The 25,702-nt window shown below is 71.2% G+C and carries 24 protein-coding genes, 1 tRNA gene and 1 other RNA gene; 11 read left to right on the plus strand and 15 right to left on the minus strand.

Annotated features, from left to right (window positions below; all coding sequences use genetic code 11):
• Positions 1–30: 30 nt before the first annotated feature.
• Genes ilvN through QM626_RS11115 form a run of 5 tightly spaced genes read right to left on the minus strand, consistent with a single transcriptional unit; the run spans position 31 to position 6,289 of the window.
• Positions 31–540 carry an acetolactate synthase small subunit gene (ilvN, locus tag QM626_RS11095; protein ID WP_415076974.1) on the minus strand — a complete coding sequence of 170 codons (510 nt, stop codon included), beginning with the start codon at positions 538–540 and terminating at the stop codon, positions 31–33.
• Position 541: 1 nt separating this feature from the next.
• Positions 542–2,338: an acetolactate synthase large subunit gene (locus QM626_RS11100; protein WP_415076976.1), complete on the minus strand. Its 1,797-nt coding sequence runs from the start codon at positions 2,336–2,338 to the stop codon at positions 542–544.
• 49 nt (positions 2,339–2,387) lie between these two features.
• On the minus strand, positions 2,388–4,094 hold the full coding sequence (gene ilvD / locus QM626_RS11105; RefSeq protein ID WP_415076978.1) for a dihydroxy-acid dehydratase: 1,707 nt from the start codon (positions 4,092–4,094) through the stop codon (positions 2,388–2,390).
• Positions 4,095–4,103: 9 nt separating this feature from the next.
• Entirely contained in the window at positions 4,104–4,886 is a 783-nt protein-coding gene (gene otsB / locus QM626_RS11110; protein ID WP_415076980.1) for a trehalose-phosphatase, read from the minus strand.
• The gene (locus tag QM626_RS11115) at positions 4,883–6,289 is read right to left on the minus strand and encodes an alpha,alpha-trehalose-phosphate synthase (UDP-forming) (protein WP_415076982.1); all 1,407 of its coding nucleotides are present in this window, start codon (positions 6,287–6,289) and stop codon (positions 4,883–4,885) included. Before QM626_RS11115 ends, otsB begins: the two co-directional genes overlap by 4 nt.
• Positions 6,290–6,403: 114 nt before the next feature.
• On the opposite strand from QM626_RS11115, the gene QM626_RS11120 reads away from it, so the two are divergent.
• Entirely contained in the window at positions 6,404–6,661 is a 258-nt protein-coding gene (locus QM626_RS11120) for a hypothetical protein (RefSeq protein WP_415076984.1), read from the plus strand.
• 23 nt (positions 6,662–6,684) lie between these two features.
• Here QM626_RS11120 and helR read toward each other — a convergent pair whose 3' ends face one another.
• Positions 6,685–8,931: an RNA polymerase recycling motor ATPase HelR gene (gene helR, locus QM626_RS11125; RefSeq protein ID WP_415076986.1), complete on the minus strand. Its 2,247-nt coding sequence runs from the start codon at positions 8,929–8,931 to the stop codon at positions 6,685–6,687.
• A 152-nt stretch (positions 8,932–9,083) separates the two neighbouring features.
• Between helR and QM626_RS11130 the strand changes: the two genes are divergently transcribed.
• Both QM626_RS11130 and QM626_RS11135 read left to right on the plus strand, forming a co-directional pair.
• Positions 9,084–9,518, plus strand: a complete 435-nt coding sequence (locus tag QM626_RS11130) for a MarR family winged helix-turn-helix transcriptional regulator (RefSeq protein ID WP_415076988.1) — start codon at positions 9,084–9,086, stop codon at positions 9,516–9,518.
• The gene (locus tag QM626_RS11135) at positions 9,515–10,738 is read left to right on the plus strand and encodes an MFS transporter (RefSeq protein WP_415076990.1); all 1,224 of its coding nucleotides are present in this window, start codon (positions 9,515–9,517) and stop codon (positions 10,736–10,738) included. Before QM626_RS11130 ends, QM626_RS11135 begins: the two co-directional genes overlap by 4 nt.
• Positions 10,739–10,758: 20 nt before the next feature.
• Here QM626_RS11135 and QM626_RS11140 read toward each other — a convergent pair whose 3' ends face one another.
• Positions 10,759–11,568, minus strand: coding sequence for an inositol monophosphatase family protein (locus QM626_RS11140; RefSeq protein ID WP_415076992.1), 810 nt, complete (start codon positions 11,566–11,568; stop codon positions 10,759–10,761).
• Between the two features lie 104 nt (positions 11,569–11,672).
• Here QM626_RS11140 and QM626_RS11145 point away from each other — a divergent pair.
• From QM626_RS11145 to QM626_RS11170, 6 genes are all read left to right on the plus strand, one after another.
• Positions 11,673–11,745: transfer RNA gene (locus QM626_RS11145), tRNA-Lys, on the plus strand.
• Between the two features lie 138 nt (positions 11,746–11,883).
• Positions 11,884–13,335 (plus strand): ArnT family glycosyltransferase, encoded by a 1,452-nt coding sequence (locus tag QM626_RS11150; protein WP_415076995.1) that lies wholly within the window; start codon positions 11,884–11,886, stop codon positions 13,333–13,335.
• 33 nt (positions 13,336–13,368) lie between these two features.
• The gene (locus QM626_RS11155) at positions 13,369–13,908 is read left to right on the plus strand and encodes a YaeQ family protein (RefSeq protein ID WP_415076997.1); all 540 of its coding nucleotides are present in this window, start codon (positions 13,369–13,371) and stop codon (positions 13,906–13,908) included.
• A 75-nt stretch (positions 13,909–13,983) separates the two neighbouring features.
• On the plus strand, positions 13,984–14,364 hold the full coding sequence (locus QM626_RS11160; protein WP_415076999.1) for a GntR family transcriptional regulator: 381 nt from the start codon (positions 13,984–13,986) through the stop codon (positions 14,362–14,364).
• Complete coding sequence (locus QM626_RS11165) at positions 14,361–15,272, plus strand: ABC transporter ATP-binding protein (protein WP_415077001.1); 912 nt, start codon at positions 14,361–14,363, stop codon at positions 15,270–15,272. Before QM626_RS11160 ends, QM626_RS11165 begins: the two co-directional genes overlap by 4 nt.
• Entirely contained in the window at positions 15,269–16,030 is a 762-nt protein-coding gene (locus tag QM626_RS11170; protein WP_415077003.1) for a hypothetical protein, read from the plus strand. The genes QM626_RS11165 and QM626_RS11170 overlap by 4 nt, the downstream gene beginning before the upstream one ends.
• 43 nt (positions 16,031–16,073) lie before the next feature.
• On the opposite strand, the gene QM626_RS11175 is transcribed toward QM626_RS11170, so the two are convergent.
• The 3 genes from QM626_RS11175 to QM626_RS11185 all read right to left on the minus strand — a co-directional run bounded on the left by QM626_RS11175 (position 16,074) and on the right by QM626_RS11185 (position 18,576).
• Complete coding sequence (locus QM626_RS11175) at positions 16,074–17,720, minus strand: FAD-binding protein (protein WP_415077005.1); 1,647 nt, start codon at positions 17,718–17,720, stop codon at positions 16,074–16,076.
• A gap of 117 nt (positions 17,721–17,837) precedes the next feature.
• Positions 17,838–18,207, minus strand: a transfer-messenger RNA (tmRNA) gene (gene ssrA / locus QM626_RS11180).
• A 117-nt stretch (positions 18,208–18,324) separates the two neighbouring features.
• Positions 18,325–18,576, minus strand: a complete 252-nt coding sequence (locus QM626_RS11185; protein ID WP_415077007.1) for a tautomerase family protein — start codon at positions 18,574–18,576, stop codon at positions 18,325–18,327.
• Positions 18,577–18,712: 136 nt separating this feature from the next.
• Here QM626_RS11185 and QM626_RS11190 point away from each other — a divergent pair, with 136 nt between their 5' ends.
• Both QM626_RS11190 and QM626_RS11195 read left to right on the plus strand, forming a co-directional pair.
• Positions 18,713–20,068, plus strand: a complete 1,356-nt coding sequence (locus QM626_RS11190; protein ID WP_415077009.1) for a M20/M25/M40 family metallo-hydrolase — start codon at positions 18,713–18,715, stop codon at positions 20,066–20,068.
• Complete coding sequence (locus tag QM626_RS11195) at positions 20,065–21,534, plus strand: MFS transporter (protein ID WP_415077011.1); 1,470 nt, start codon at positions 20,065–20,067, stop codon at positions 21,532–21,534. Before QM626_RS11190 ends, QM626_RS11195 begins: the two co-directional genes overlap by 4 nt.
• Before the next feature lie 3 nt (positions 21,535–21,537).
• Here QM626_RS11195 and smpB read toward each other — a convergent pair whose 3' ends face one another.
• The 5 genes from smpB to QM626_RS11220 form a co-directional block, all read right to left on the minus strand.
• The gene (gene smpB, locus QM626_RS11200) at positions 21,538–22,014 is read right to left on the minus strand and encodes an SsrA-binding protein SmpB (RefSeq protein WP_415077013.1); all 477 of its coding nucleotides are present in this window, start codon (positions 22,012–22,014) and stop codon (positions 21,538–21,540) included.
• An 11-nt stretch (positions 22,015–22,025) separates the two neighbouring features.
• On the minus strand, positions 22,026–22,943 hold the full coding sequence (gene ftsX, locus QM626_RS11205) for a permease-like cell division protein FtsX (RefSeq protein WP_415077015.1): 918 nt from the start codon (positions 22,941–22,943) through the stop codon (positions 22,026–22,028).
• Complete coding sequence (gene ftsE / locus QM626_RS11210) at positions 22,940–23,872, minus strand: cell division ATP-binding protein FtsE (protein ID WP_415077017.1); 933 nt, start codon at positions 23,870–23,872, stop codon at positions 22,940–22,942. Before ftsE ends, ftsX begins: the two co-directional genes overlap by 4 nt.
• A gap of 80 nt (positions 23,873–23,952) precedes the next feature.
• Positions 23,953–25,062, minus strand: a complete 1,110-nt coding sequence (gene prfB / locus QM626_RS11215) for a peptide chain release factor 2 (protein WP_415077019.1) — start codon at positions 25,060–25,062, stop codon at positions 23,953–23,955.
• A gap of 36 nt (positions 25,063–25,098) precedes the next feature.
• The coding region (locus QM626_RS11220) for a response regulator transcription factor (protein WP_415077021.1) at positions 25,099–25,702 on the minus strand (604 nt) is incomplete at its 5' end.

Genomic DNA, 25,702 nt, shown 5'->3' on the forward strand with positions numbered 1-25,702 from the left:
CTCCTTGATTGTGGTTCGAGATGGTGACGGTCAGCCGCGCAGGACGCGCTCGGTGATGGACTTGCCGCCGCGGCCGATGGCGAGCAGGCCCGACTGGGCGAGCTCCTTGATGCCGAACGGCTCGAGGGCGCGCAGGAAGGCGTCCACCTTGCCCTTGTCTCCGGTGACCTCGATCACGAGCGCCTCGGGGGCGTAGTCGACGATCTGCGCGCGGAACAGGTTCACGACCTCGAGGACGTTGGCCCGGGTCTGGTTGTCGGCACGGACCTTCACGAGCATGTGCTCGCGCTGCACCGAGGCGACGGGATCGAGCTCCACGATCTTGATGACGTTGATGAGCTTGTTCAGCTGCTTGGTCACCTGCTCCAGCGGGAGCTCGTCGACGTCCACCACGACCGTGATGCGCGACAGGCCGGGCACCTCGGTGACGCCCACCGCGAGCGACTCGATGTTGAAGCCGCGGCGGGCGAACAGCCCCGCCACGCGGGTCAGCAGACCCGGCTTGTCCTCGACGAGGAGGCTCAGCACATGACTGGTCATCTCACGCCTCCTCTTCGAACGCCGGCGAGTGGTCGCGCGCGTATTGCACGTAGCTGTTGCTCACGCCCTGCGGCACCATCGGCCACACCATGGCGTCGGCGGAGACGACGAAGTCGATGACGACGGGACGGTCGTTCGTGGCCAGGGCCAGCTCGATCGCGGCGTCGATCTCCTCCTCCTTCTCGACCCGGATCGCCAGGCAGCCGTAGGCCTCCGCGAGCTTGATGAAGTCCGGGATGCGGGCGGTGCCGTGTCCCGTGTTCAGGTCGGTGTTCGAGTGCCGGCCGTCGAAGAACAGGGTCTGCCACTGACGCACCATGCCCAGCGAGGAGTTGTTGATGATGGCGACCTTGATCGGGATGTCGTTGATGACGCAGGTCGCGAGCTCCTGGTTGGTCATCTGGAAGCAGCCGTCGCCGTCGATCGCCCACACGACGCGGTCGGGCTGGGCCACCTTGGCGCCCATGGCCGCCGGCACGGAGTAGCCCATGGTGCCCGCTCCCCCCGAGTTCAGCCACGCGTTGGGACGCTCGTACTGGATGAACTGCGCCGCCCACATCTGATGCTGGCCGACGCCCGCGACATAGACGCCTTCGGGGCCGGTCAGCTCGCCGATGCGCTGTATCACGTGCTGCGGCGCGAGCAGCCCGTCGCTGGTGGGCGTGTAGCCGAGCGGGAACTCCTCCCGCAGGCCGTCGAGGTAGGCCCACCACTCGGTCAGGTCGGCCGTGTCGCCGGCGGCGGCGTACGCGGCGTCCAGATCGACGAGCACCTCGCGCAGGTCGCCCACGATGGGCACGTCGGCCGTGCGGATCTTCGAGATCTCCGCGGGGTCGATGTCCACGTGCACGACCTGCGCGTGCGGGGCGAACAGCGACGCCTTGCCCGTGACGCGGTCGTCGAACCGGGCGCCCAGCGCCACGACGAGGTCGGCCTCCTGCAGCGCCAGCACGGCGGGCACGGTGCCGTGCATGCCCGGCATGCCGAGGTGCTGCCGGTGCGAGTCGGGGAAGGCGCCGCGGGCCATGAGCGTCGTGACGACGGGGGCACCGGTGCGCTCGGCGAGGGCGCGCAGCTCCTCGGCGGCGCGCGAGCGGATCACGCCGCCGCCCACGTAGAGCACGGGCTTCGACGCGCCCGCCAGGAGCGCGGCCGCGGCCTGGATCTGCTTGCCGTGCGCCTTGGTCACCGGCCGGTAGCCGGGCAGGTCGATCTTGGGCGGCCAGATGAACGGCGCGGTGTTCTGCTGCGCGTCCTTGGTGATGTCCACCAGCACCGGGCCGGGCCGGCCGGTGCTCGCGATCTCGAACGCGGCCGCGATGGCGGCGGGGATGTCCTCGGCCCGCTTGACCAGGAAAGAGTGCTTCGTGATCGGCATCGTGATGCCGACGATGTCGGCCTCCTGGAACGCGTCGGTGCCCATGAGCGTGGAGAAGACCTGGCCGGTGATGCACACGATCGGCACCGAGTCCATGTACGCGTCGGCGATGGCGGTGACGAGGTTGGTCGCGCCGGGGCCGGAGGTCGCGATCGCCACGCCGACCCGGCCGGACGCGGCGGCGTAGCCCTCGGCGGCGTGGCCGGCGCCCTGCTCGTGGCGGACGAGGATGTGGCGGACGGCCTTGTCGTCCATGAGCGGGTCGTAGACGGGCATGATCGCACCGCCGGGCAGGCCGAACACGTCCGTGACCCCGAGCAGGTCGAGCGAGCGGACGACGGCCTCGGCGCCGGTGATCTGCGGAGCGGAGGAAGTGCGGGCAGGCGGCCGTGGCACGGCCGACGCGGCAGCGTCTGACATGACGGAAGAACCTCGAGACGAGTCGATGGATGAGAGGAAGAGCCGGCCGCTATCCCGTGACCGCGCCTTCGGATGCCGAACGCACGAGCTGGGAGTACTTGGCCAGGACGCCACGGGTATAGCGCGGGGGAAGCGGCTCCCAGCCCTCACGGCGGGAGCTCAGCTCGGTCTCATCGACGAGTAGGTCGAGAGAGCGAGCCGCGATATCGACCCGTATCAGATCACCATCGCGCACGAAGGCGATGGGACCGGCGTCCACCGCTTCGGGTGCTATGTGGCCGATACACAGGCCGGTTGTGCCGCCCGAGAATCGTCCGTCTGTCAAGAGTAGTACATCTTTCCCGAGCCCCGCGCCCTTGATGGCCGCGGTGATGGCGAGCATCTCGCGCATCCCGGGGCCGCCCTTCGGGCCCTCGTAGCGGATGACCACGACGCTGCCGGCCTCGATCGTGCCCGCGGCGAGGGCGTCGAGCGCGCCTCGCTCGCGTTCGAACACCCGCGCCGGGCCCTCGAACACGTCCGCGTCGAACCCGGCCGACTTCACGACGGCGCCGTCGGGCGCCATCGAGCCGTGCAGGATGGTGAGGCCGCCGGTCGCGTGGATCGGGTCGTCGAAGCGGTGGATGACCTCGCCGTCCACCGGGTCCGGGTCGAGCTCGCGCAGGTTCTCGGCGAGGGTCTTGCCGGTCACCGTCAGCGCGTCGCCGTGCAGCAGCCCCTCGTCGAGCATGGCCTTCATGATCACCGGGATGCCGCCGTGCTTGTCGACGTCGTACATGACGTATTTGCCGAACGGCTTCATGTCGGCCACATGGGGCACCTTGTCGCCGATGCGGTTGAAGTCGTGCAGGCTCAGCTCGACGCCGGCCTCGCGGGCGATCGCCAGCAGATGCAGGACGACGTTCGTGGAGCCGCCGAGCGCCATGGCGAGGGCGATCGCGTTCTCGAACGCCTCGGGCGTCAGGATGTCGCGGGTGGTGATCCCGAGCCTCAGCAGGTTCACGACCGCCTCGCCGGAGCGGTGCGCGAAGTAGTCGCGGCGGCGGTCGGCCGACGGCGGCGCCGCGGAGCCCGGCAGGCTCAGGCCCAGCGCCTCGGCGACGGAGGCCATGGTGTTGGCGGTGTACATGCCGCCGCAGGCTCCCTCACCGGGCGCGAAGGCGCATTCGATGCGCTTGAGCTCGGCCTCGCTGATCCGGCCCGCCAGGCACGCGCCGACGCCTTCGAAGGAGTCGACGATCGTGATCTCCTTCAGCGTGCCGTCGGACTGCTTCACCCAGCCGGGGGCGATGGAGCCGGCGTACAGGAACACGCTGGACAGGTCGAGCCGGGCGCTGGCCATCAGCATCCCCGGGATCGACTTGTCGCAGCCGGCCAGCAGGACCGTGCCGTCGAGGCGCTCGGCCATCACGACCGTCTCGACCGAGTCGGCGATGACCTCGCGCGACACCAGCGAGAAGTGCATCCCCTCGTGGCCCATCGAGATGCCGTCGGAGACGGAGATGGTGCCAAACTGCAGCGGGTATCCCCCGCCCATGTGCACGCCTTCCTTGGCGCCCTGGGCGAGCCGGTCCAGGCTCAGGTTGCACGGCGTGATCTCGTTCCAGCTCGACGCGATGCCGATCTGGGGTTTGTCCCAGTCCTCGTCGCCCATGCCGACGCCGCGGAGCATGCCTCGCGACGTGGTGGCTTCGATGCCGTGCGTGACGGTGCGGCTGCGGGGCTTGATGTCGATCGGTTCGTCCGGGTGGATCACGGTTGCATCCTATTCCCGGGCAGCCCGCGCGCGACGGTCGGCGAGGTCCGTCAACAACGATGCGAGCGCGGCGATGTCGGGCACGCACAATGTCGCGGCGGTCTCGCCCGCTCCGACACGGACGCCGAGGTCGTCCGGGCCGAGGCTGCGCAGCGCGTCCTCGTCGGTGACGTCGTCGCCGGCGAACAGCACCGCGGTCGCGTCGACGAGCGAGCGCAGCGCGGCGACCGCGGTGTCCTTGCCCTCGTGCCGGGAGGCGAACTCGAGGATGTCCCGCCCCGTGCGCGTGCGCCAGTCGGGCGCCTCGGCCGTCATGAGCGCACCGATCGCCTCGTGGGCGGCGACCGTGTCGGCGTCCGAGGCCAGACGCGTGTGCAGCGCGAACCCGACCGCCTTCGGCTCGATCCAGACGCCCTCCAGGTCCGCGACGACCTGCTCGGCCCGGGCCCGCAGCTCGTCGCGCAGCCGCAGCGCGGCGGGATCGGCCGCCGGCGCCGGCTCCGCCGGGTCTCCGGGGTGCCAGTACTCGGCGCCGTGGGACGCCGCCAGATGCAGTCGGGAGTCGAGCCGGTGCTCGGCGATCTCCCGCAGGTCGTGCAGGCTGCGACCGGAGACGAGGGCCACCGCCGTGTCGGGCGTCGCGACCAGCGCCGTCACGGCGTCCTTCGCGGCGGGCGTCATCCGCGCCGTCATCGGACGATCCGCCAGCGGGGCGAGCGTGCCGTCGAAGTCGAGCGCGACGAGCAGCCGCGGTGTCCGGGCGAGCCGTTCGACGCATGCATCGGCGCTCATGCGCCGGGCGCGGTCCGGACCGCCGCGAGGGCCGCGAGGAACTCGCGCGACCAGGCCTCGACGTCGTGCTCCCGCACCCGGCGGCGCATGGCGCGCATGCGGCGTCCCTGTTCCGCGGCGGGCATCCCGATCGCACGCACGATGGCGTCCTTCAGGCCGCCGATGTCGTGCGGGTTGATCAGCAGCGCGCTGCCGAGCTCGTCGGAGGCCCCGGCGAACTCGCTGAGCACCAGCACGCCGCGGTTGTCGATCCGGCTGGCGACGTACTCCTTCGCCACCAGGTTCATCCCGTCGCGCAGCGCCGTGACGAGCATGACGTCGGCCGCGAGGTAGAGGGCGATCATCTCCTCGCGGGGGTAGGCCTGGTGCAGATAGCGGATCGCGGTGTGGCCCATGGTGTCGTAGTCGCCGTTGATCCTGCCCACCGTGAGCTCGATCTCGTCGCGCAGGTGGATATACGAGTCCACGCGTTCGCGGCTGGGGCTCGCGACCTGCACGAGCGTCACGTCGTCGACGCTGACGCGACCGTCCTCCAGCAGCTCGCCGAACGCCTTCAGCCGGTGCCGGATCCCCTTCGTGTAGTCCAGCCGATCGACTCCCAGGAGGACGCGCTTCGGGTTGCCGAGCTCCTCACGGATCTGACGCGCGCGCGCCTGGATGTCGGGACGACGGGCGAGGTCGACGTAGACCGCCGCATCGATCGAGATCGGGAACGCCTTGGCCCGCGCGATCCGGGCGGATCCGTCGGGCTGCGGCACCCGGATGCCGGAGGCCTTCGTCTCGAGGTGCAGCTGACGCCGCACCGCCCGGGCGAAGTTGCTCGCGTCCGCCACGCGTTGGAACCCGATCACATCGGCGCCGAGCAGTCCCTCGAGCACCTGGCGCCGCCACGGCAGCTGCGAGTAGAGGCCGTATGCCGGGAACGGAATGTGGTGGAAGTACCCGATCGTGACATCGGGCCGCAGATCGCGCAGCAGCTGGGGCACCAGCTGGAGCTGGTAGTCCTGGACCCATACCGTGGCGCCGCGGCCCGCCGCGTCGGCCGCCGCCCGGGCGAAGCGGGTGTTGACGTCGACGTACGCCTCCCACCACGCGCGGCGGTAGCGCGGCGCCGCGATGACGTCGTGATACAGCGGCCAGATCGTGTCGTTCGCGAAGCCCTCGTAGTACAGCTCGACGTCCGACTCGCTCAGCGCGATCGGCACCAGGCGCATCCCCTCGAAGTCGAACGGCTCCAGCTCGAGGTCGGCCTTGCCGGGCCAGCCGACCCATGCGCCCTCCGTCTTGCGCATCACGGGCTCGAGGGCGGCGACCAGTCCGCCGGGCGAGCTCCGCCAGCCGCCGTCCTCGTCGCGGTCCACGGGCAGACGGTTGGCGACGACGACGAACTCGGCTTCGGACACGCGTTTCTCCTCCAGGTACCGGCGGTGTCCTCAGGCTACCCGTCGGTCCGGGCACGAATCGGTCGCTTGCGCAATGCCGCACGACGCGCAATGCTCGCGCGCTAGCGTGGGTGCATGCGCAGATACCTGTTCGGCACCGGGCTGCTGAGTGCACTCCTGAGCGGCGTCTCCCTCCTGCGCGGGCTGCGCAAGTCCGACGAGCCCGCGACGTGGCGCACGGCGCTCGCGTGGCTCAGCTGGGGCATCACGCTGTCCCTGGCGGTGGGCGCGGTCGTCGACACCTATCGCGCCTCGCGCGGGCACCTGGTCGCGAGCGACTCCCCCGTCGCCGGCCGGGAGCAGAAGCTGCTGCGCCGCCGCCTGGACCGCTGATCGCACCCGGGCGGTGACCGGCGTCACGCCGACTTGCCCGACCGCAGCACGACGAGCCGCTGCGTCGCCCGCGTCATCGCGACGTAGGTGTCCACCGCTCCGGTCACGCCCGCGCCGAACCGTTCCGGGTCGACGAGCACGACGAGGTCGAACTCCAGGCCCGTGACGAGCTCGGGAGACGATGAGCGCACCCGGTCGCGCCCGGGGAAGCCGGCGTCACCGATCACGACGGCGACGCCCTCGGGATGCGTGCGCTCCCACTCGTCCAGGATGCCGTCGAGATCCGACCGGGCACCGTATCCGACCGGCACGCCGGCGCGCCGGATGGAGACCGGCACGTTGGCGTCGGGCACCGCCGCACGGATGACGGGTCCCGCGACCGCCATCACCTCCTCCGGGGTGCGATAGTTCACGACGAGCGTCGAGAGGACGGCGTGCTCGACTCCCACCCGAGCGAGCCGCTCACGCCACCCCTCCGGAAAGCCGTGGCGCGCCTGCGCCCGGTCCCCGACGATCGTCAGAGCTCGCGAGGGGCAGCGCCGCAGCAGCATCCGCCACTGCGCGTCGGTGAGCTCCTGCGCCTCGTCGACCACGAGGTGCGCGAACGGCCCGACGAGCGGATCGGCATCCCGCGTCGCGGGCGCCTCGAGAGTGTGACGCAGGTCCTGTCCGCGCAGCATCGACATGATGCGCAGGTCGCCGTCGTCGGCCGCGATGAGATCGCTCACCACGTCCGACATCACCCGTCGCGCCGCGGCGGCGTCCCGCCGCCCGCGTGCGGCCCGTGCCTCGGCCCGTGGATCCCCGACGGCCAGGCGCGCCGCGTCGAGCAGCGGCAGGTCCGCATCCGTCCACGGGCCGGACGGCGCCGCGGCGAGCCTGCGCACGTCCTCGTCGGCGAGCCCGGGCGCGCACCGGCGCAGCATGGCGGCGGAGGCCAGCAGCCCGCGCAGCAGCGCCTCCGGGTCGAGCGCCGGCCACGCGCCGTCGAACACCGCCCGCAGCTCCTCATCGTTCTCCAGGGCCTCACGCGTCGAACCGTCGGCATCCCACCCGCCGCCGTACGCGTCGAAGTCGTCGCGTGGACGCGACGCCTCTCCCCATCCCTCCGCCCACGGGTCGTCCTCCGCCGTGCCGTCCGGATCTCGCAGCTCGTCGTCGATGCGCTCGACCAGCAGGTCCAGCAGACGATCCCACGCCAGCGTCCGCGAGGCGTTGTGGGACACCCCGTCGTCGCCGGCGAAGATCTCCGCCCACTCCGCCGCCGTCACCCGGATGCTCCCCCACGCCGTGTCGAGCACGACGGCCCGCCCCGGCGGACGCTGCCACAGGCGCACGGCTGCCTCGACCGCATCCACCATCGCCCCCGTGCTCTTGATCCGCCGGATCGCGGCGTCGGGCTCGGGCACGGCGTCCGAGGCGCCCGGGACGAGATCGCTCACCGCGCACACCCGGACACCGTCCTCGCCGAGGCTCGGGAGCACGTCGTCGACATAGTCGACGTAGGGGCGGTGCGGGCCGACGAACAACAGGCCTCCGTTGCCGGCCAGCCGCGGATCGGCGGAGAGCAGATAGGCGGCGCGGTGGAGAGCGACGACCGTCTTGCCCGTCCCGGGACCCCCGTCGACGACGAGCGGGAGACGTGCGTCCGCTCGGATGACGGCGTCCTGATCGGCCTGGATCGTCGCCAGCACGTCGCGCATCTTCGGCGACCGGCTCGCCGCGAGGCTCGCGATAAACGCGGACTGGTCGTCCAGGGCTGCCGTATGGTCCACGCCGTCGGGCGCGAACACCTCGTCCCAGTAGTCGACGATCCGCCCCTCGACCCAGCGGTAGCGGCGCCGCAGGGCGAGGCCCATCGGCTGCGCCCCGCTCGCGGCGAAGAACGGCGCGGCGGCCGGGGCGCGCCAGTCCACGATCAGCTGCTGCTCGTCGGATCCGGACACCCCGAAGCGGCCCACGTAGATCGCACGGCCCTCGAGGTCGACCGTCTTGCCGATGCAGACCTCGAGTCCGAAGCGGCCGAGCAGGCGCGACCGACCGCTCAGCCGTTGCACCTCGAGATCCCGCTCGAGCGCCTGCTGGCCAGAGCCCGCCGGCTCACGGCGCACCCGCGCGAGTCGGGTCTCGACGTCGAGGCGCACCCCGGCCAGCGCGGACGCCACCTGGGCGAACCGTCGCCGGTCATCGCCGATCAGGTCGGGGACGCCTTTCGCGTGCAGCCGCGGCGGCAGGTCGAACACATCAGAGGCATCGTCTGACAACGGCATCCTGCTCCTCTCGGCACGCCGCGGATCCGGCGCGCGACCTGCGATTCTGCCCCACCCCCGGGGTCTTGCGGCAAGCCCCCTCCGTCGCGGGATAATGGAAATGCGGAAGGACGTCGCCGACCACTTGCATACTCTTGGTATATACTCTGGGTATGACAAGAGGCGAAGACATCGAGCGGCTCGTCATCGCCGCACACGCCCTCACCCGCGTCGCGGCCCTCCGCACGCAGAACGAGGCGCCCGCCGCCCAGTGGCGCGCACTGACCGTGCTGCGGAACGAGGGAGCGGTGCGCGTGGGAGACCTCGCCCGCGCCAGCCGCACCACTCAGCCGGGCATGACCCGGCTGGTGGGCCAGCTGGTCGAGCAGGGCCTGGTCGAGCGCGGCAACGACCCGGAGGACTCCCGCGCCACGATCGTCACGATCACCGACGCCGGCGCGGGCGCGCTGGACGCCTGGCGGGAGGAGCTGCGCCGAGCGCTCGAGCCCATGTTCGAGGGGCTCAGCGACGAGGAATGGTCGGCGCTCGAGCACGCTTCCCGCATCCTCACCGCCCGCGCGAGCGAGCCGGCAGGAGCAGCACGATGAGCGCCGCCAAGACGTCGGTCTGGCGCCAGCCCGCCCAGGTGTGGGCCGTCGCGTTCGCCAGCGTCGTGGCGTTCATGGGCATCGGCCTGGTCGACCCGATCCTTCCCGCGATCTCCGAGTCGCTGGACGCCTCGCCGGTGCAGACCGAGCTGCTGTTCACGAGCTACCTGTTCGTCACCGGGCTCGCGATGCTCGTCACGAGCTGGGTGTCCAGCCGCATCGGCGCGAAGGCGACGCTCATGGTCGGTCTCGGCCTCATCGTCGTCTTCGCGCTGCTGTGCGCGCTGTCCGGCGACGTCGACGCGATCATCGGGTTCCGTGCGGGCTGGGGGCTCGGCAACGCGCTGTTCATCTCCACGGCGCTGGCCACGATCGTCGGGTCCGCGGCCGGCGGCAGCGGTGCGGCCATCGTGCTCTACGAGGCCGCGCTGGGCCTCGGCATCGCGATCGGGCCGCTGCTGGGCGGCCTGCTGGGCGAGGTGAGCTGGCGCGGGCCGTTCTTCGGCGTCGTGGCGCTCATGTCGATCGCCTTCGTCGCCGTCGCGGTCCTGCTGCGGGGCCCGAGCGAGAAGCGCACGCCGATGCCGCTGTCGGCCCCGTTCCGGGCGCTCGGCCGGCCCGCCCTGGCCGTGCTCGCGGTCGCAGCGCTCTTCTACAACATCGGCTTCTTCGTGCTGCTGGCCTTCTCCCCGTATCCGCTCGGGTTCGGCGCGATCGGCATCGGCCTCACCTTCTTCGGATGGGGCGTCGCCCTGGCCGTCACCAGCGTCTGGGTGGCCCCGTGGCTCCTGCGCCGCTGGACGCGCACGTCCGTCATGCTGTGGACCCTGCCGCTGCTCGCGCTGGACCTCATCGCCGCGGGCGTCGTGGTCGCGAACGTGATCGGGCTCGTCGTCTGCATCATCGTGGGCGGCCTGCTGCTGGGCGTGATGAACACCGTGCTCACCGAGTCGGTCATGGAGTCCACGGATCTCCCCCGCTCCGTCGCGTCGTCGGCCTATTCGGCGGTCCGCTTCCTCGGCGGCGCCGCCGCTCCCCCGATCGCCGCCGCCCTGTGGAACGCGTTCGGCGCCGACGTGCCGTACTTCTTCGCCGCGGCCTCCGTGTTGGTGGCGACCGCCGTGATCGCGGTGTTCCACCGGGCCCTCGCCCACATCGACGCGCACGAGGCGGACGCCGCGGAGGAGGGCGCCGCCGTCCTCATCGGCGACGCCGCCTGACCACTCCGCGGCGCCGGGACTCAGCCGATCGTCCCGCGGAAGAAGCCGAGGAACGCGTCGTGAAGGACGCCGTTGGTGGCCAGCACGGAGCGACCCGACAGCGTCGCCGTGCCGTCGAAGGCGCTCACCGCTCCCCCGGCCTCCGTGATGATCGGCCAGTGCGAGGCGACGTCGTACTCCTTGACGTCGAACTCCGCGACCATCTCGAGCCGTCCCTCGGCCAGCAGCATGTAGGGCCACGCGTCGCCGTAGCCGCGGTCGCGCCAGACGGCGCGGCTCAGCCGCACGAGGTCGTCGGCTCGGCCGACCTCGTCCCACTGCCGGATGCTCTGGAAGCTCACGCTCGCCCGCTCCAGCGCGTCGACGTCGGAGACGTGGATGCGGCGCGGCGCCGCGGCATCCCCCGTCCATGCTCCGAGTCCCGTCGCCGCCCACCAGCGCCGCCCGATCGCCGGCTGGCTGACGACACCGACAGCGGGCATGCCGTCGGCCGCGAGGGCGATCAGCGTCGCCCACATCGGGATGCCGCGCAGATAGTTGTGCGTGCCGTCGATCGGGTCGATGATCCACTGCCGGGCACCGGAGCCGGCTCGACCGAGCTCCTCGCCGAGCACGCCGTCGGCCGGCCGCTCGACGGTGAGGATGTCGCGGATCGCCCGCTCGGTCGCCAGGTCCGCGTCCGTGACGAAGCTCGCGTCGGGCTTGGCCTGCACCTCGAGATCGGCGGCGTCGAAGCGCGCCATCGCGACGGCGTCCGCGGCGTCCGCGAGTCGCAGTGCGAGCGCGAGATCGTCGGCGAGCGTGGGAGCTGACGTGGGCGCGGAGGTCATGCCCCCAGGCTATCCGTCACGCGCCGCGCCGACCGCGGCCCGATTCGCGGCGTCGGGCCGGTCGATGCTAGTGTGTCTCTTCGGTTCGCGTCACCGCGCACCATGCGCCTCTAGCTCAATCGGCAGAGCAACTGACTCTTAATCAGTGGGTTCTGGGTTCGAGTCCCAGGGGGCGCACCCCGCGCACGAGGCTCGAACCTTGGCCCGAAGAATCACGGGCCGGGGTTCGGGTCTTCTGCCCGTGCGGTGCTCCGCTCCGTCCCAGAGGTCCGCGCCCGCCCTGGCGTCGCATGCTCGCCGCCCATAGGATCAAGCGTGGCGATCGAACGATCGCGATTCGCGGTCCTGCCGGTGCTCACTGCGTGCCTGACGCTCGCGGTGCTGCTGGCGATCGTCTCACCGTTGTACGGGTACCACCGGGACGAGCTCTACTTCCGGATGCTGCCCCTCGAATGGGGCTACGTCGACCAGCCACCGCTCATGCCGCTGCTCACGCAGGGCGCGATCGCCGCCTTCGGCGACTCGGTCGTCGCGTTGCGGATCGTCAGCCTCGTCATCGCCGTCGGATCGCTCCCGCTCCTTGCGCTCGTCGCACGGGAGGCCGGCGGGTCGAGGCTCGCGCAGGGCTTCGCCGCCTGGGGCCTCGCGGGAGCGACGGCCACCCTGACCTTCGGTCACATCCTCATCACCGCGAGCCTCGATCTCGTCGTGTGGCCGGCAGCACTGCTGTTCGCCATGCGGGCGGTGCTACGCGCGGACGGACGCTGGTGGCTCGCGGCCGGCGCCGTCGTCGGGGCGAGCGCGCAGAACAAGCTGCTCGGCGCGGTTCTGCTCGTCGGCGTCGTGGCCGGGCTCGGGGCCTTCGGCCCCTGGCGCTGGCTCCGCTCCGGCTGGCTGTGGGCCGGGGCCGGGGCCGCGGCGCTGCTCGCCGTCCCGGCGATCGTCTACCAGGCGACGAACGGCGTCCCGCAGCTCGCGATGGGCGCGGCGCTGAACGCGCACAACGCCGGCGAGGTACGTGTGCTCATGTGGCCGTTCCTCGCGCTGCTCGTCGGGCCGGTGCTCGCCGTGTTCTGGGTGATCGCGGTGGTCGAGCTCTTCCGGCGGCCGACGTGGCGGCCGATCCGGCTCCTCGCCGGCGTGCTCGTCGTGACCGTCGGCTTCGTCTTCGCCGCCGGCTCGCAGTTCTACTACACGGCCGGCATCCTCGCCGTGCTCGCCGCTCTCGGCGCGGTGCCGGTCGCCGACTGGTGCCGGACGCGCCCGCGGCGGATCTGGATCCCCGTGCTGCTCGCCCTCAACGCGCTCGGCTGCGCGATCTGCTCGCTGCCGGTTCTGCCGGTGACGCTCTTCGGCTCGGTCGGGCTCGCCGCCGTCAACACCGCCACGGCCGACCAGGTCGGCTGGGAGACCTACGTCGCGCAGATCACGGACGCCGCCGAGAGCTCCGGCGCCGAGGCGATCATCGCGAGCAACTACGGCGAGGCCGGCGCCGTCGACCGCTTCGGCAGCGACCTGCCGCCGGTCGTCAGCGGGCACAATGCGCTCTGGGACCTCGGCGGACCGCCCACGGAGGCGACGACGGTCCTCGTCGTCGGCGGCCAGGCGACACGGGTCGGGGACCTGTTCGCGTCGTGCGACACGATCGCCGAGCTCGACGACGGCGTCGGCGTCGACAACGAGGAGCAGGGCGAGCCGATCGCGGTGTGCCGCGGGCCGGTCGAGCCCTGGTCCGATCTGTGGGTTCGGTTCCGTCACCTCGACTGATGCGGCCGATCCGGCCGCGTAGGCTCGCATCCTGTGGCAGCGGGCGCGACGATCTACACGTTCACCGGTCAGCTCGCGGACGTCGATCGCGGCGTGTACGAGGACCTCGATCTGCGGGTCGCGCGGCACCCCTCCGAGACGGACGCGTTCATGCTCACCCGCGTGCTCGCCTACCTGCTCGAGCTCGAGGAGGGCATCGCCTTCGGCGGCGGGATCGCGGTGACCGACGAGCCGGCCGTCCTGGCGCGCGATCTCACCGGCGCGCTCACGGCCTGGATCGAGGTGGGAGCGCCGGACGCCGCCCGTCTCCACTCCGGCAGCATGCGGGCGGGGCGGGTCGTCGTGTACACGCACCGGGACCCCGCCAAGCTCGTCGCGGCGTGGACCGGCAAGCGCCTCCATCGCGCCGACGAGATCCGCGTGGTGAGCTTCGATCCCGGGTTCCTGGATGCCGCGACGGCCTCGATCCGGCGACGCAACGCCATCACCGCGTCGGTCACCGAGCGACGGCTCTACCTGGAGTTGAACGGTGCCGTCCACGAGTCCGAGCTGCATGAGCGAACCGTCGGATGACGGCACGGGGTTGACAATCCCCGGTCGTGATGGTTGGTTAGCTACTCAAGTAACTAACCAACCATCCGGCGGACCATGGACGACACGCGACCGATCTTCGTGCAGATCGCCGAGCAGATCGAGAACGAGATCCTCGAGGGCATCCTCGCCGAGGACGCGCAGATCCCGTCGACGAACGACCTCGCGGCCTTCCATCGCATCAATCCCGCCACCGCCCTGAAAGGCGTGAGCATGCTGGTCGACGACGGGATCGTGGAGAAGCGTCGCGGCATCGGCATGTTCGTCGCCGTGGGGGCGCGCGAGCGCCTCATCGGTCGGCGGCGCACATCGTTCGTCGACGTCTACCTCGCCCCGTTGATCGCCGAGGCGGCCAAGCTCGGCATCGACGCCGACGAGCTCGCCCGGATGCTGCGGGAGCAGAGCGACGGCCGGACCAGCGAAAGGACATCCTCATGACCGCCACGATCGTCCACGTCGACGGACTCGTGAAGCGCTACGGCTCGCTCACCGCGATCGACGCGGTGAGCCTGAGCCTCGGTGAGAACCGCATCTACGGGCTCCTCGGCCGCAACGGGGCGGGAAAGACGACCCTCATGCAGCTGCTGACCGGGCAGCTCTTCCCCGACGGGGGCGCGATCGAGGTGTTCGGCCGCGCCCCGGCTGAGCACGCGGACGTGCTCGGCCGGTTGTGCTTCATCGCCGAGTCCCAGCGCTACCCCGACACCTTCACGGCAGCGCACGTCCTCGCCGCCGCACCGTGGTACTTCCAGAACTGGGACGCCGACTTCGCGGCGCACCTCGTCGCCGACTTCCGGCTGCCGCTCAAACGCCGCATCAAGAAGCTGTCGCGCGGGCAGCTGTCCGCGATGGGCGTCATCGTCGGGCTCGCCTCCCGCGCCGAGCTCACCTTCTTCGACGAGCCCTATCTGGGGCTGGACGCGGTGGCCCGCCAGATCTTCTACGACCGGCTGCTCGAGGACTACGCCGAGCACCCGCGGACCGTCGTCCTCTCCACGCACCTCATCGACGAGGTCGCCAACCTGCTGGAGCACATCGTCCTCATCGATCAGGGACGCATCCTCCTCGATCGGGACGCGGACGAGGTGCGGGGATCGGCGACGACGATCGCCGGCGCGGCATCCGTCGTCGACGCGTTCGTCGGCGACCGCACCGTGATCGGGCGGGAGCGTCTCGGCGGGCTCGCGTCGGTGACGATCGACGGGCGGCTCGACCAGCGCGAACGGGTGCGCGCTGCCGAGCTCGGTCTCGAGCTCGCGCCGGTGTCGCTGCAGCAGCTGATCATCCACCTCACCGGCACCGCGCTCACCGACCATGCCGGCACCGAGAGAAGGGACGCCGCATGAGCGCCACCGCAGCCCCGGCTCGGACGGCCGTGACCCGCTCGCTCCGGCACGATCCGCTGTGGCGGACGGTACGCCTGCATGCGATCAGCCCGTCCGTGTTCTTCGGGGTGCCGTGGATCATCCTGGGAGGGGCGCTCGCCGTCACCCTGGTCATCGGCGGCATCGGCCGCGGCGCGGGCGCACCCGCTGACATCGACGGCATGCGCTACAGCTGGGCCGTGCTGTCGCCGCAGTGGTATCTGATCGTCGTCGGCGTGCAAGCGGTCGGCCTGACCTTCCCGCTGGCGCTGGGCTTCGGGTCGACGCGTCGCGACTTCTGGCTCGGCACCGCGCTCATGTTCCTGCTCGTCTCGGCGGAGATGGCCGTCGCGATCGCGACTCTCGTGCAGATCGAGAAGGCGACCGGCGGGTGGTGGCTCGGCGTCCACATGTTCGACGCCCTCTGGTACGGGCAGAACGGATGGCTCGTCGACTTCTACACGACCTTCGCGCTCCAGCTGCTCGTCCTGTTCCTCGGCGCCGCGGCGACCACCGTGTACATGCGGTGGCGGATCCGCGGGATGGTCGTCCTCGCGTTCGCAACGGTCGCGCTCGTGCTCGCCGTGATCGCCGCGATCACCTTCACGCGGTCATGGCCCGGCGTCTTCGCATGGTTCGCCGGCATCGGCGTCGTGGGCGCGTTCACGCTGGTCCTCGGCCTCGCGGCCCTGTGCGCGGTCGGGGGCTACCTCGTGATCCGCCGGGCCACGACCCGCTGACCGGCGGGACCGCGAACGGGACGCCGGCGCAGCGGCAGGACGGTCAGCGGCCGCGGGCCATGTGGCGCGCGGCGATGAGACCGAACACGCTCGCCGGCCCGATCGTCGAACCCGGGCCGGGATAGGTGTGCCCCATGACCGCCGCCGAGTTGTTGCCCGCCGAGTACAGGCCGTCGATCACGCTCCCGTCGGCGCGCAGGGCGCGCGCATGCTCGTCGGTGACGACGCCGCCCTTGGTCCCCAGGTCGCCGATCACCACCTCGTACGCCGTGAACGGGCCCCGCTCGATCGGCGCCAGGTTGTTGTTCGGATGGATCGTCGGATCGCCGTAGTAGCGGTCGTACGCCGAGTCGCCGCGATGGAAGTCCTGGTCGCGTCCCGTCACCGCGAACCCGTTGAACCTCGCGATCTCGGCGGCGAAGACCGCACGGTCCACGCCGATCTTCGCGGCGAGCTCGTCGAGCGTCGGCGCGGTGACCTTGATGCCCTGCGCCGCCATCGCCCGGTTCGCCTTCGGGTCCACCGCGAACGTCAGGAAGTACCGCTTCGTGTACCGCCGGTCCAGGATCAGCCAGTAGGGTCCTGCCGCGCCGTCGTGCGCCAGCATGTGGTGGCCGAGGTCGACATAGGACTCGGACTCGTTCGCGAACCGGCGTCCGTCCTTGTCGACGATCAGCGAGTACGGCATGGAGCGTTCGCCCACGATGAACGAGCTGAGGCCGCCCTCGACCGGACGCACGGTCGCTCCCCACCACGCGTCCTCCATGTACTCGAGGTCGGCGCCGACCTCGACGGCCATGTCGATGCCGGCGCCGAGCGCGCCCGGGGAGCCCGCGGGGTTGCCCTCGACGCCCTGCAGCTCCTTGCGCCGGGCGCGGTCGCGATCGAAGCCCCCGGCGGCGAGCATCACGCCGTTGCGGGCACGCACCGTGACCAGACGCCCCTCGTGCTCCACCTCGACGCCGACGACGCGATCGCCCTCGACCACGAGCCGTCTCGCCGGGGAGTCCAGCCACAGCGGCACCCCGCCGTCGACCACCACGGCCTTCGCGAGCGCGGCGGCCAGCGCCGCGCCCATCCCCACCAGGATGCGGCCTCGCACGAGACCTCGGAGGGTGCGCACGACCAGCCGCACCCCGCGCCAGAAGCCCGACCACGTCGACCAGGCACGCCCCAGCAGGTACATGTCGGCGTTCATCATCGGGAACGGCAGCAACGCCCGCGACCTCTTCCGCCACTCGCCGATCGTCTTGCTGTCGACGGGGGCGAGCTCGATCGACCGGCCGATCTTGCCGCCCGACAGCTCCGGGTAGTAGTCGGGGTACTGCGCCGCCCGCACCCAGCGGAACCCGTACCGCTCGGTGGTCAGGACGTAGTCGGCGACACCGTCGACGAACGCCTCTTTGCGCGCCCGGTTCGACGCGCGACCGGGCTCCCCCACCGTCTCCTCCAGATAGGTCAGCGCCTCCTCACGCGAGTCGCGCGCGCCCGCCCGCTGCATCAGCGGGTTGTTCGGCAGCCACAGGCCGCCGCCGGACATCGCCGTGTTGCCGCCGAACCTGTCGGTGCTCTCCACGAGCAGGGCCGACATGCCCTCGTCGATCGCGCCGAGCGCGGTGGCGAAGGCCGCCGCGCCCGACCCGACGATCACGACGTCGTACTCGAGCGCGGATGCCGCGGGGTCGGTCATGAATCCTCCTCGATCGATGACGCCCTCATCCTACGGAGCATCCGTCCCGGCGCGCCGGACACGACGAAGCCCCGCACCCCGTTTTGCGGGGGCGGGGCTTCGAGCGGCGACAGTGGCTCGTGGAGCTGGGGGGAATCGAACCCCCGTCCAACGCTGGGATACCGCGTCTTCTCCGGGCGCAGTCTGTGAAGACGTTCTGCTCGGCTCCGACCTTTGTCACAGACACCTAAGTCGACGAGCCCAGCCTGGGAGAAGTCCCACGCGGCGTCCAGGCGCCACCGCGCAGCAAGATCCCTAGATGACGCCAGGATCCGTGGCGGGATCACCCACGGTCTGACGGACTATCGGGCTCGCTCAGGCGGCGAGGGCGAAGTCAGTGCGCTTTGCGTTGGCACTTATTGGTTCGCAGGGAGCGTTCACGAGATAACCCTGCATCCTCGGCCCGCTTCTCGCGGATTCGCAGGCGCTGTCGAAACCGATCAGCCCCGTAATCCTTCTCGCGAAGGGACCACTGTCGCACTGTGGAGTTGCCAGACCGGATGCCGTGGACATCCGAGCCACCCAGCCTACAACGCCGAGCGTCGCATCGCGATTCCCCGCTCCGTCAGGCGTCGTCGGACTCGCCCTCCCGGTCCGCGGCGGCCGCGGCCGCCGCGGCTTCACGCGCGACCTTCTTGTCGGCGAGCGTCGTGCCGCCGTTGGCCCAGTGGGTGGCCTCGACCTGCGTGACGACGACGGTCACCGCCTCGCGGCGCGCGCCGATGGCGCGAACGGTCGCGTCGGTCAGCTCCGTGACGAGGGTGCGGAGCTGGTCCTCGTCGCGACCGGTGCCGATGGAGACCTGGATGAGCGGCATGACGAACTCCCTGGGGTCGGTGCGTGGGCGCGGCGATCGCGCGCCGATCCAGGCTATGGGACGGGAGGCGGACGCCGGACGCCGCGTCGTGCACGCAAAGCATCCCCGACGCGCATCGGCGATCTAGGCTCGGGCCATGAGCCTCCAGGACGACGCGCGCCCGGCGACACCGGCTCGACCCGGCATCGCCGAACGCCTCAGCCGCATGATCCGCCTCCCGACCGTCTCCGCCGAGCTCGAACAGCGCGGCATGGGCCCGTTCGATGATTTCGTCGCCCTGCTGGCCGAGCTGTACCCGCTCACGCACGCGAGCCTGGAGCTCGAGCGGCACGGCGAGCTGGGCCTGCTGTACCGGTGGCGGGGACACGACGACGCCGATCCGGTCGTGCTCATGGCGCACTTCGACGTCGTCCCCGTGGACGAGAGCGATCCATGGACGTACCCGCCGTTCGACGGCGTCATCGCCGACGATCGCGTGCACGGTCGCGGCACGCTCGACGACAAGGGTCCGCTGATCGTCGTGATCGAGGCCGTCGAGAACCTGCTCGCCACCGGATTCACACCGGCCTGCGACGTGTACCTGTCGTTCGGCGGCAACGAGGAGACGTTCGGGGATGCCGCCGCCCAGACCGCGCGCGCCCTCCACGAACGCGGAGTCGTCCCCTGGCTGGTGATCGATGAGGGCGGCGCCGTCGTCGAGGCGCCGTTGCCGTTCACGCGTGGCCAGGCCGCCATGGTCGGGGTGGGCGAGAAGGGCATCATGACGTTGCGGCTGGAGGCGCGGGGCGCGGGCGGCCATGCGTCCGCGCCGCCGGCCACGACCGCCGTGCGACGTGTCGCACGCGCCGTCGACCGACTCGGGCCGCGTACGTTCCGCCCGCATACCCCGCACGCCGTCAGCCGGATGCTGTCCGCGCTCGCGGCGCGCGCGAGCGGGCCACGGCGGACGCTCTATCGTGCGCTCGCCGCCCTCCCGCCGGTCAGCGCACGCGTCTTCGCGGCCATGGGCGGCGAACCTGCGGCTCTGGTCCGTACGACCGTCGCTGCGACCATGCAGTCCGGCGGGACGGCCACGAACGTGCTGCCCTCGCAGGCCTCGGCGATCGTCAACATCCGCATCGCCCTCGGCGAGACGATCGCCGGCACCCTCGCGCGGGTGCGGCGCCGCATCCGTGACCCGCTCGTGATCGTCACGGTCCTCTCGGGCGACGATCCCTCGCCGGAGTCCGCCGTCGACAACGCGCAGTTCGCCCATATCGGCCGCGCCGTCGCCGCGTCGTACCCGGAGGCGGCGACCGTCCCGTACGTCATGATGCAGGCCAGCGACGCCCGGCACTACCACCGGTTCTCGCCCGCGGTCTACCGCTTCGCGCCGCTGACCATGGACGCCGCGCAGCGCGCCTCGATCCACGGCGTCGACGAGTCGGTCACCGTCGAGTCCCTCGAACGCGGTGAGCGGTTCCATCGCGCCCTGATCGAAGGACTGGCATGAGCGCCGCGGCCACCACCCCCGGACCCCACCACGCCCAGAAGGTCACACTCGGCACGCTGGCCGGGGTCGTCGGCTTCCTCGCGTTCGTGGAGTTCACCAGCGGCGTGCTGCAGGGCTACTACACGCCCATGCTGACAGACATCGCCCGCGCCCTCGGCATCCCCGACGCCGACGTGAACTGGCTGGAGGGCACGCAGCTCATGCTCTCCGCGCTCGTGGTCCCGGCGATGGCCAAGCTCGGCGACATGGTCGGCCACAAGCGGATGCTGCTGGTCTCGACCGCCGTGACCGCGGCCGCCTCCCTGGTGCTGCCGTTCACGACCGCGTTCGGGCTGTTCCTCGCCGCCTGGGCGCTGCAGGGCTTCTACGTCGTGTGGCTTCCGCTGGAGGTCGCGCTGATCTGGTCGCGCTCGCAGCGCTCCGGGGGCCGCGCGCTCGTGACGGCACGCGCCGCCGGCATCCTCGTCGCCGCGCTCGAGACCGGCGCGATCGTCGGCGCGCTCACCGGCGGCGCCCTCGTCGATCTGCTGCCGTTGACAGTCGTCCTGCTCGTTCCCGCGCTGCTGGTGGTCGTCTGCTTCGTCGTCGTGCTGTGGGGCGTGCGCGAGTCGCCCGATCCGACCGGCGGGCGCCTGGACACCGTCGGCCTGACCCTGGTCAGCCTCGCCCTGCTCGCCTTCACGGGCGGTCTCAGCCTGCTGCGGTTGAACGGCCCCGGCGACGTCGTCGCCTGGTCGGTGACCGCACTCGGCATCCTGCTCATGGTGCCGTTCGTGCTCTGGGAGCTGCGGCAGGCCGACCCGCTCGTCGACGTGCGCATGTTCCGCTCCCCCGCGCTGGGTCCGGTCTTCGTCACCGCGGGCCTGTTCGGCGTGAGCGTGCTGGGCGCGCAGGCGCCGCTGTCGACCTTCGCCCGCACCGACCCGGAGGTCTACGGGTACGGACTGGGCACGAGCGGGTTCCAGACGTCATTGATCATCGGCGTCTATCTCATCGCGATGATCGCGGGCGCGCTGACGTATCCCGTCGTGGCCCGGAGGCTGACGCCTCGCCTCACCCTGCTCGTGGCGGCCGTGCTGGTCGGCGCCGGCTTCCTGCTCTTCCTGCCGTTCCACACCGCCTACGGCCAGGTGGTCACGAACATGGTGGTCGTGGGGATCGGCTCCGGCGCGCTCGTGGGCGCGCTGCCCGCGGCCGCCGCATCCGCCGCCCCGCCCACGCAGACCGGCGTCGCGACGGGCCTGACCAACTCGGTCAAGACCGTGGGCGGCGCGATCGCCTCGTGCGTCTTCGGGATCGCGCTGTTCCGGGGGACGACGGGAACGGGCGTCGCCGCGGACGGCACCGCCGGTGCGTTCTCCGGCTACGTCACGGTATGGGTCGTGTGCGGGGTGACCGCTCTGGTGGCGGCCCTGCTGCTGCTGTTCGTCCCCCGGCAGGCGTTCACCGACCGCGCGGCGGCCTGAACGTCACTCGCCGAGCCGGTTGCGGCTGCGCATGGCGCGCTCGGCCTCGCGGGTGTCCTGGCGCTCGCGGAGGGTCTGACGCTTGTCGTATTCGCGCTTGCCCTTCGCGACCGCGATCTCGACCTTGGCGCGGCCGTCGGAGAAGTAGAGCTTCAACGGTACGAGCGTGTAGCCCCCCGCGGAGATCGCGTGCGAGAGCTTCACGATCTCGTCCTTGTGGAGCAGGAGCTTGCGGGTGCGCTTGGCCGCGTGGTTCGTCCAGTGGCCCTGCGAGTACTCGGGGATGTGCACCGCGTCCAGGAACGCCTGCCCGCCGTCGATGTAGGCGTAGCCGTCGGTCAGATTCGCCCGGCCCTGCCGCAGCGACTTCACCTCGGTGCCGGTGAGGACGAGCCCGGCCTCGTAGGTCTTCTCGATCGTGTACTCGTGGCGGGCGCGCCGATTGGTCGCGACGACCTTCTCTCCGCGTTCCCTGGGCATAGCGCCCCAGTCTACGCGCGCAGCCAGCGGCGGATCGCGAAGCCCGCCGACAGCGCCGCCAGCACGACGCCGATCACGATGATCACCGGGATGACCACGGCCAGATCCGCCGCGCCGACCCAGGTGGTGACGAACGTGATCCGGCCGCTCAGATAGCTGCCGACGCCGAACTGCACGATCGCCCACACCGCGACGCTCGCGAGGATCGATCCGATCAGCGCCGCGAACACGCCCTCCAGGATGAACGGCGTCTGGATGAACCGGTTGGAGGCGCCGACCAGTCGCATGATGCCGATCTCGCGTCGCCTGGCGAACGCCGACAGCCGGATGGTGGTCGCGATCAGCAGCACGGCGGCGATGAGCATGAGCGCGGCGATGCCCACCGCGATGTACGTGGCGATCGTGAGCGCCGAGAACAGCGGCTCGAGGTACTGCATCTGGTCGGCGACCTCTTCGACCCCGTCCATGCCGCTGAACGCCTCGGCGATCACGTCCGACTGCGACTGATCCACGAGGTTGATCGAGAAGGTCGCGTTGATCTGGTCGGGGGTGATGATGCTGGCGTACTCGTCGCCGAGCTGTGCGATGGCGTCCTGATAGGCCTCGTCGCTCGTCTCGAAGGTGTAGTCGCGGATCAGCGGCGACAGCGCCGGGCCGTCCAGCTCGGCCTCGACGGCGTCGATCTGGTCCTGGGTCGCCTCCTGTCCGTCGGTGCACGTGGGGGCCGTCGACACGCTCGTGCACATGTACACCGCGACCTGGGCGCGATCGACCCAGAAGTCCTTCATCTTCCCGATCTGCAGCTGCATCAACCCGGCGGCGCCGACGAAGGTCAACGACACGAAGGTCACCAGCACGACCGAGATGACCATCGAGGCGTTGCGGCGCAGCCCGCCCAGCGCCTCGCCGAGGATCAGTCCGCCCCTCATCGCGTCGGCCCCACTTCGTCGTCGCCATGGTCGAGCCCGAGACGGTCCGCCAGGCCCAGCTCCTCGACCGGGACCACCGGGATGGCGCCGGTCGGCGTCGGAGGCGGCGCGCTCTGGTCGTCGAGCGTGAGCGGCTCGATCTGTCCGGTCTCGGCGATCTCCCGCTGCAGCTCCTGCACCGCGGTCAGCGCCGCGGTCGCCTCGGCGCCCCGCTCGGTCTGCGGCGCCAGCTTGGGGATCGACGACGTGTCGCCGTACCCGCCGTGGCTCTCGTCGCGCACCATCTCCCCGAACCGCAGCTCGATGACGCGGCGACGCATCTGATCGACGAAGGCGGCCTCGTGGGTGGCGGTGATGACGGTCGTGCCGGCGGCGTTGATGCGGGCGAGCAGCTGCATGATGCCCACGGAGGTCGCCGGGTCGAGGTTCCCGGTCGGCTCGTCGGCCAGGAGCACCTGCGGCCGGTTGACGATCGCGCGGGCGATCGCGACCCGCTGCTGCTCGCCGCCGGACAGCTCGTGCGGCAGTCGCTTCTCCTTGCCGTCCAGGCCCACCAGCGCGAGCGCCTCCGGGACGGCCTGCTGGATGAAGCCCTTCGAGGAGCCGATCACCTGCAGGGTGAACGCGACGTTCTGGAACACGTTCTTGGTCGGCAGCAGTCGGAAGTCCTGGAACACCGCGCCGACGTTGCGGCGGAAGAACGGCACCTTGCGGCTGGGCAGGGCGCGCAGGTCGCGACCGAGCACGACGACCCGGCCCTCGCTGGGCACGTCCTCGCGCAGGATGAGGCGGAGGCAGGACGACTTGCCCGACCCCGACGCCCCGACGAGGAAGACGAACTCTCCGCGCTCCACCTCGAAGTCCACCTGATGCAGGGCGGGTTTGGAGGTGCCGCGATACCGTTTGGTGACGTTCTCGAACCGGATCATGGCTCGGTCAGCCTAAGCGCGGTGCCCGCGAATACGCGCAGCCACACCGGCGCGCCGCGTCCCTATGAGCGCAGGCCGGCTCAGTCGTCGTCCTTGCGCTTGCGCCAGCGGATGCCGGCCGCGATCAGGCCGTCGAGGTCGCCGTCGAAGACGGATGCCGGGTTGCCGACCTCGTAGCCGGTGCGCAGGTCCTTCACCAGCTGCTGGCCGTAGAGGAAGTACGAGCGCATCTGGTCGCCCCAGCTCGCCGTGATGACCCCGGCGAGCTCCTTCTTCTTCGCGGCCTCCTCCTCCTTCTGCAGCAGCATCAGGCGGGTCTGCAGCACGCGCATGGCCGCAGCACGGTTCTGGATCTGGCTCTTCTCGTTCTGCATCGAGACGACGATCCCGGTCGGGATGTGGGTGATGCGCACCGCGGAGTCGGTCGTGTTGACCGACTGGCCACCGGGACCGGACGAACGGAACACGTCGACGCGGATGTCGCCCTCAGGCACCTCGACCTCCTGCGCCTCCTCCATCACCGGGATCACCTCTACGGCCGCGAAGCTCGTCTGCCGCTTGTCCGCCGAGCCGAACGGGCTGATACGCGCCAGGCGGTGCGTGCCCGCCTCGACCGACAGCGTGCCGTAGGCGTACGGGGCGTCGACCTCGAAGGTCGCCGACTTGATGCCGGCGCCCTCGGCGTAGGACGTGTCCATGACCTTCACCGGGTACTTGTGCCGTTCCGCCCAGCGCAGGTACATGCGCATGAGCATCTCCGCGAAGTCGGTGGCGTCGTCGCCGCCGGCGCCGGAGCGGATCGTGACGACGGCGGAGCGGTCGTCGTACTCGCCGTCCAGCAGCGTCTGCACCTCGAGGTCGCCGACGACCTTCTCGAGGTCGGCGAGCTCGGTGCGCGCCTCGGCGGCCGACTCCTCGTCGTCGAGCTCGTTCGCGAGCTGCACCAGCACCTCGAGGTCGTCGAGGCGCTGCCCCACGTCGGTGACGCGCTTGAGCGCCGCCTGCCGGTGGCTGAGCGCGCTGGTGACCTTCTGCGCCTTCTCGACGTCGTCCCAGAGGTCCGGCGCGCCGGCCTCCTCGCTCAGCCGGGCGATCTCGGCGCGCAGCGCGTCGACGTCCACCACCGCCTCGATGTCGGAGAACGTGGAGCGCAGGGCCTGGATGTCGGCGGAGAGATCGAGTTCAAGCATGGCGGTCCAGACTATCGCGGATGCGGGCGGCCGCACTCAGCTCGCCCCCTCCTCCCGCTCGCGGTGGGTCTGGTGCGGCGGGGACGAGAGCCCGAGCGCGACGGCCCGGGCGATCGCCTGCGTGCGGCTGGTCACGCCCAGTTTGCGGTACAGCGAACGCAGCTGGGTCTTCACCGTGTTGACGGACACGAACAGCCGCGCGGCGAGCTGGGCAGTGCTCGTCGTCTCCGCGAGCAGCCCGAGCACCGCCCGCTCGCGCTCGGTCAGTCGGGGCAGCTCGACGCGCACGGCCGGCGCATCCGGCCGCCCGGCCTGCACCTGCGTCGCGAGCTCCGACTCCCCGACGCGCTCTGCGCTCGCGACGAGCCGTGCACGGGCGTCGTCGGTCAGCAGCGCGAAGGGCAGCCGCATCCCGGTCGCGCGCACCTGCTCGGCGATGCGGACGGCGACGGCGTCGGCCGGTTCCTCCTCGTCCGCGGACAGTGCGATCGCCGCCCTCAGCACGTCCGCCCCCAGGGCGTCGCGGGGCGACGGTCGCGCGCGATCGAGGCCGGCGAGCGTCGCAGCCGCCTCGCCGGTGCGACCGAGCCGGGCCTGCGCCCAGGCGAGCTGCAGCGCCGCGGCACCGCCATGCTTCGCC

Origin of the sequence: Microbacterium sp. (genome assembly GCF_047606385.1) — a bacterium.
GTDB lineage: Bacteria > Actinomycetota > Actinomycetes > Actinomycetales > Microbacteriaceae > Microbacterium.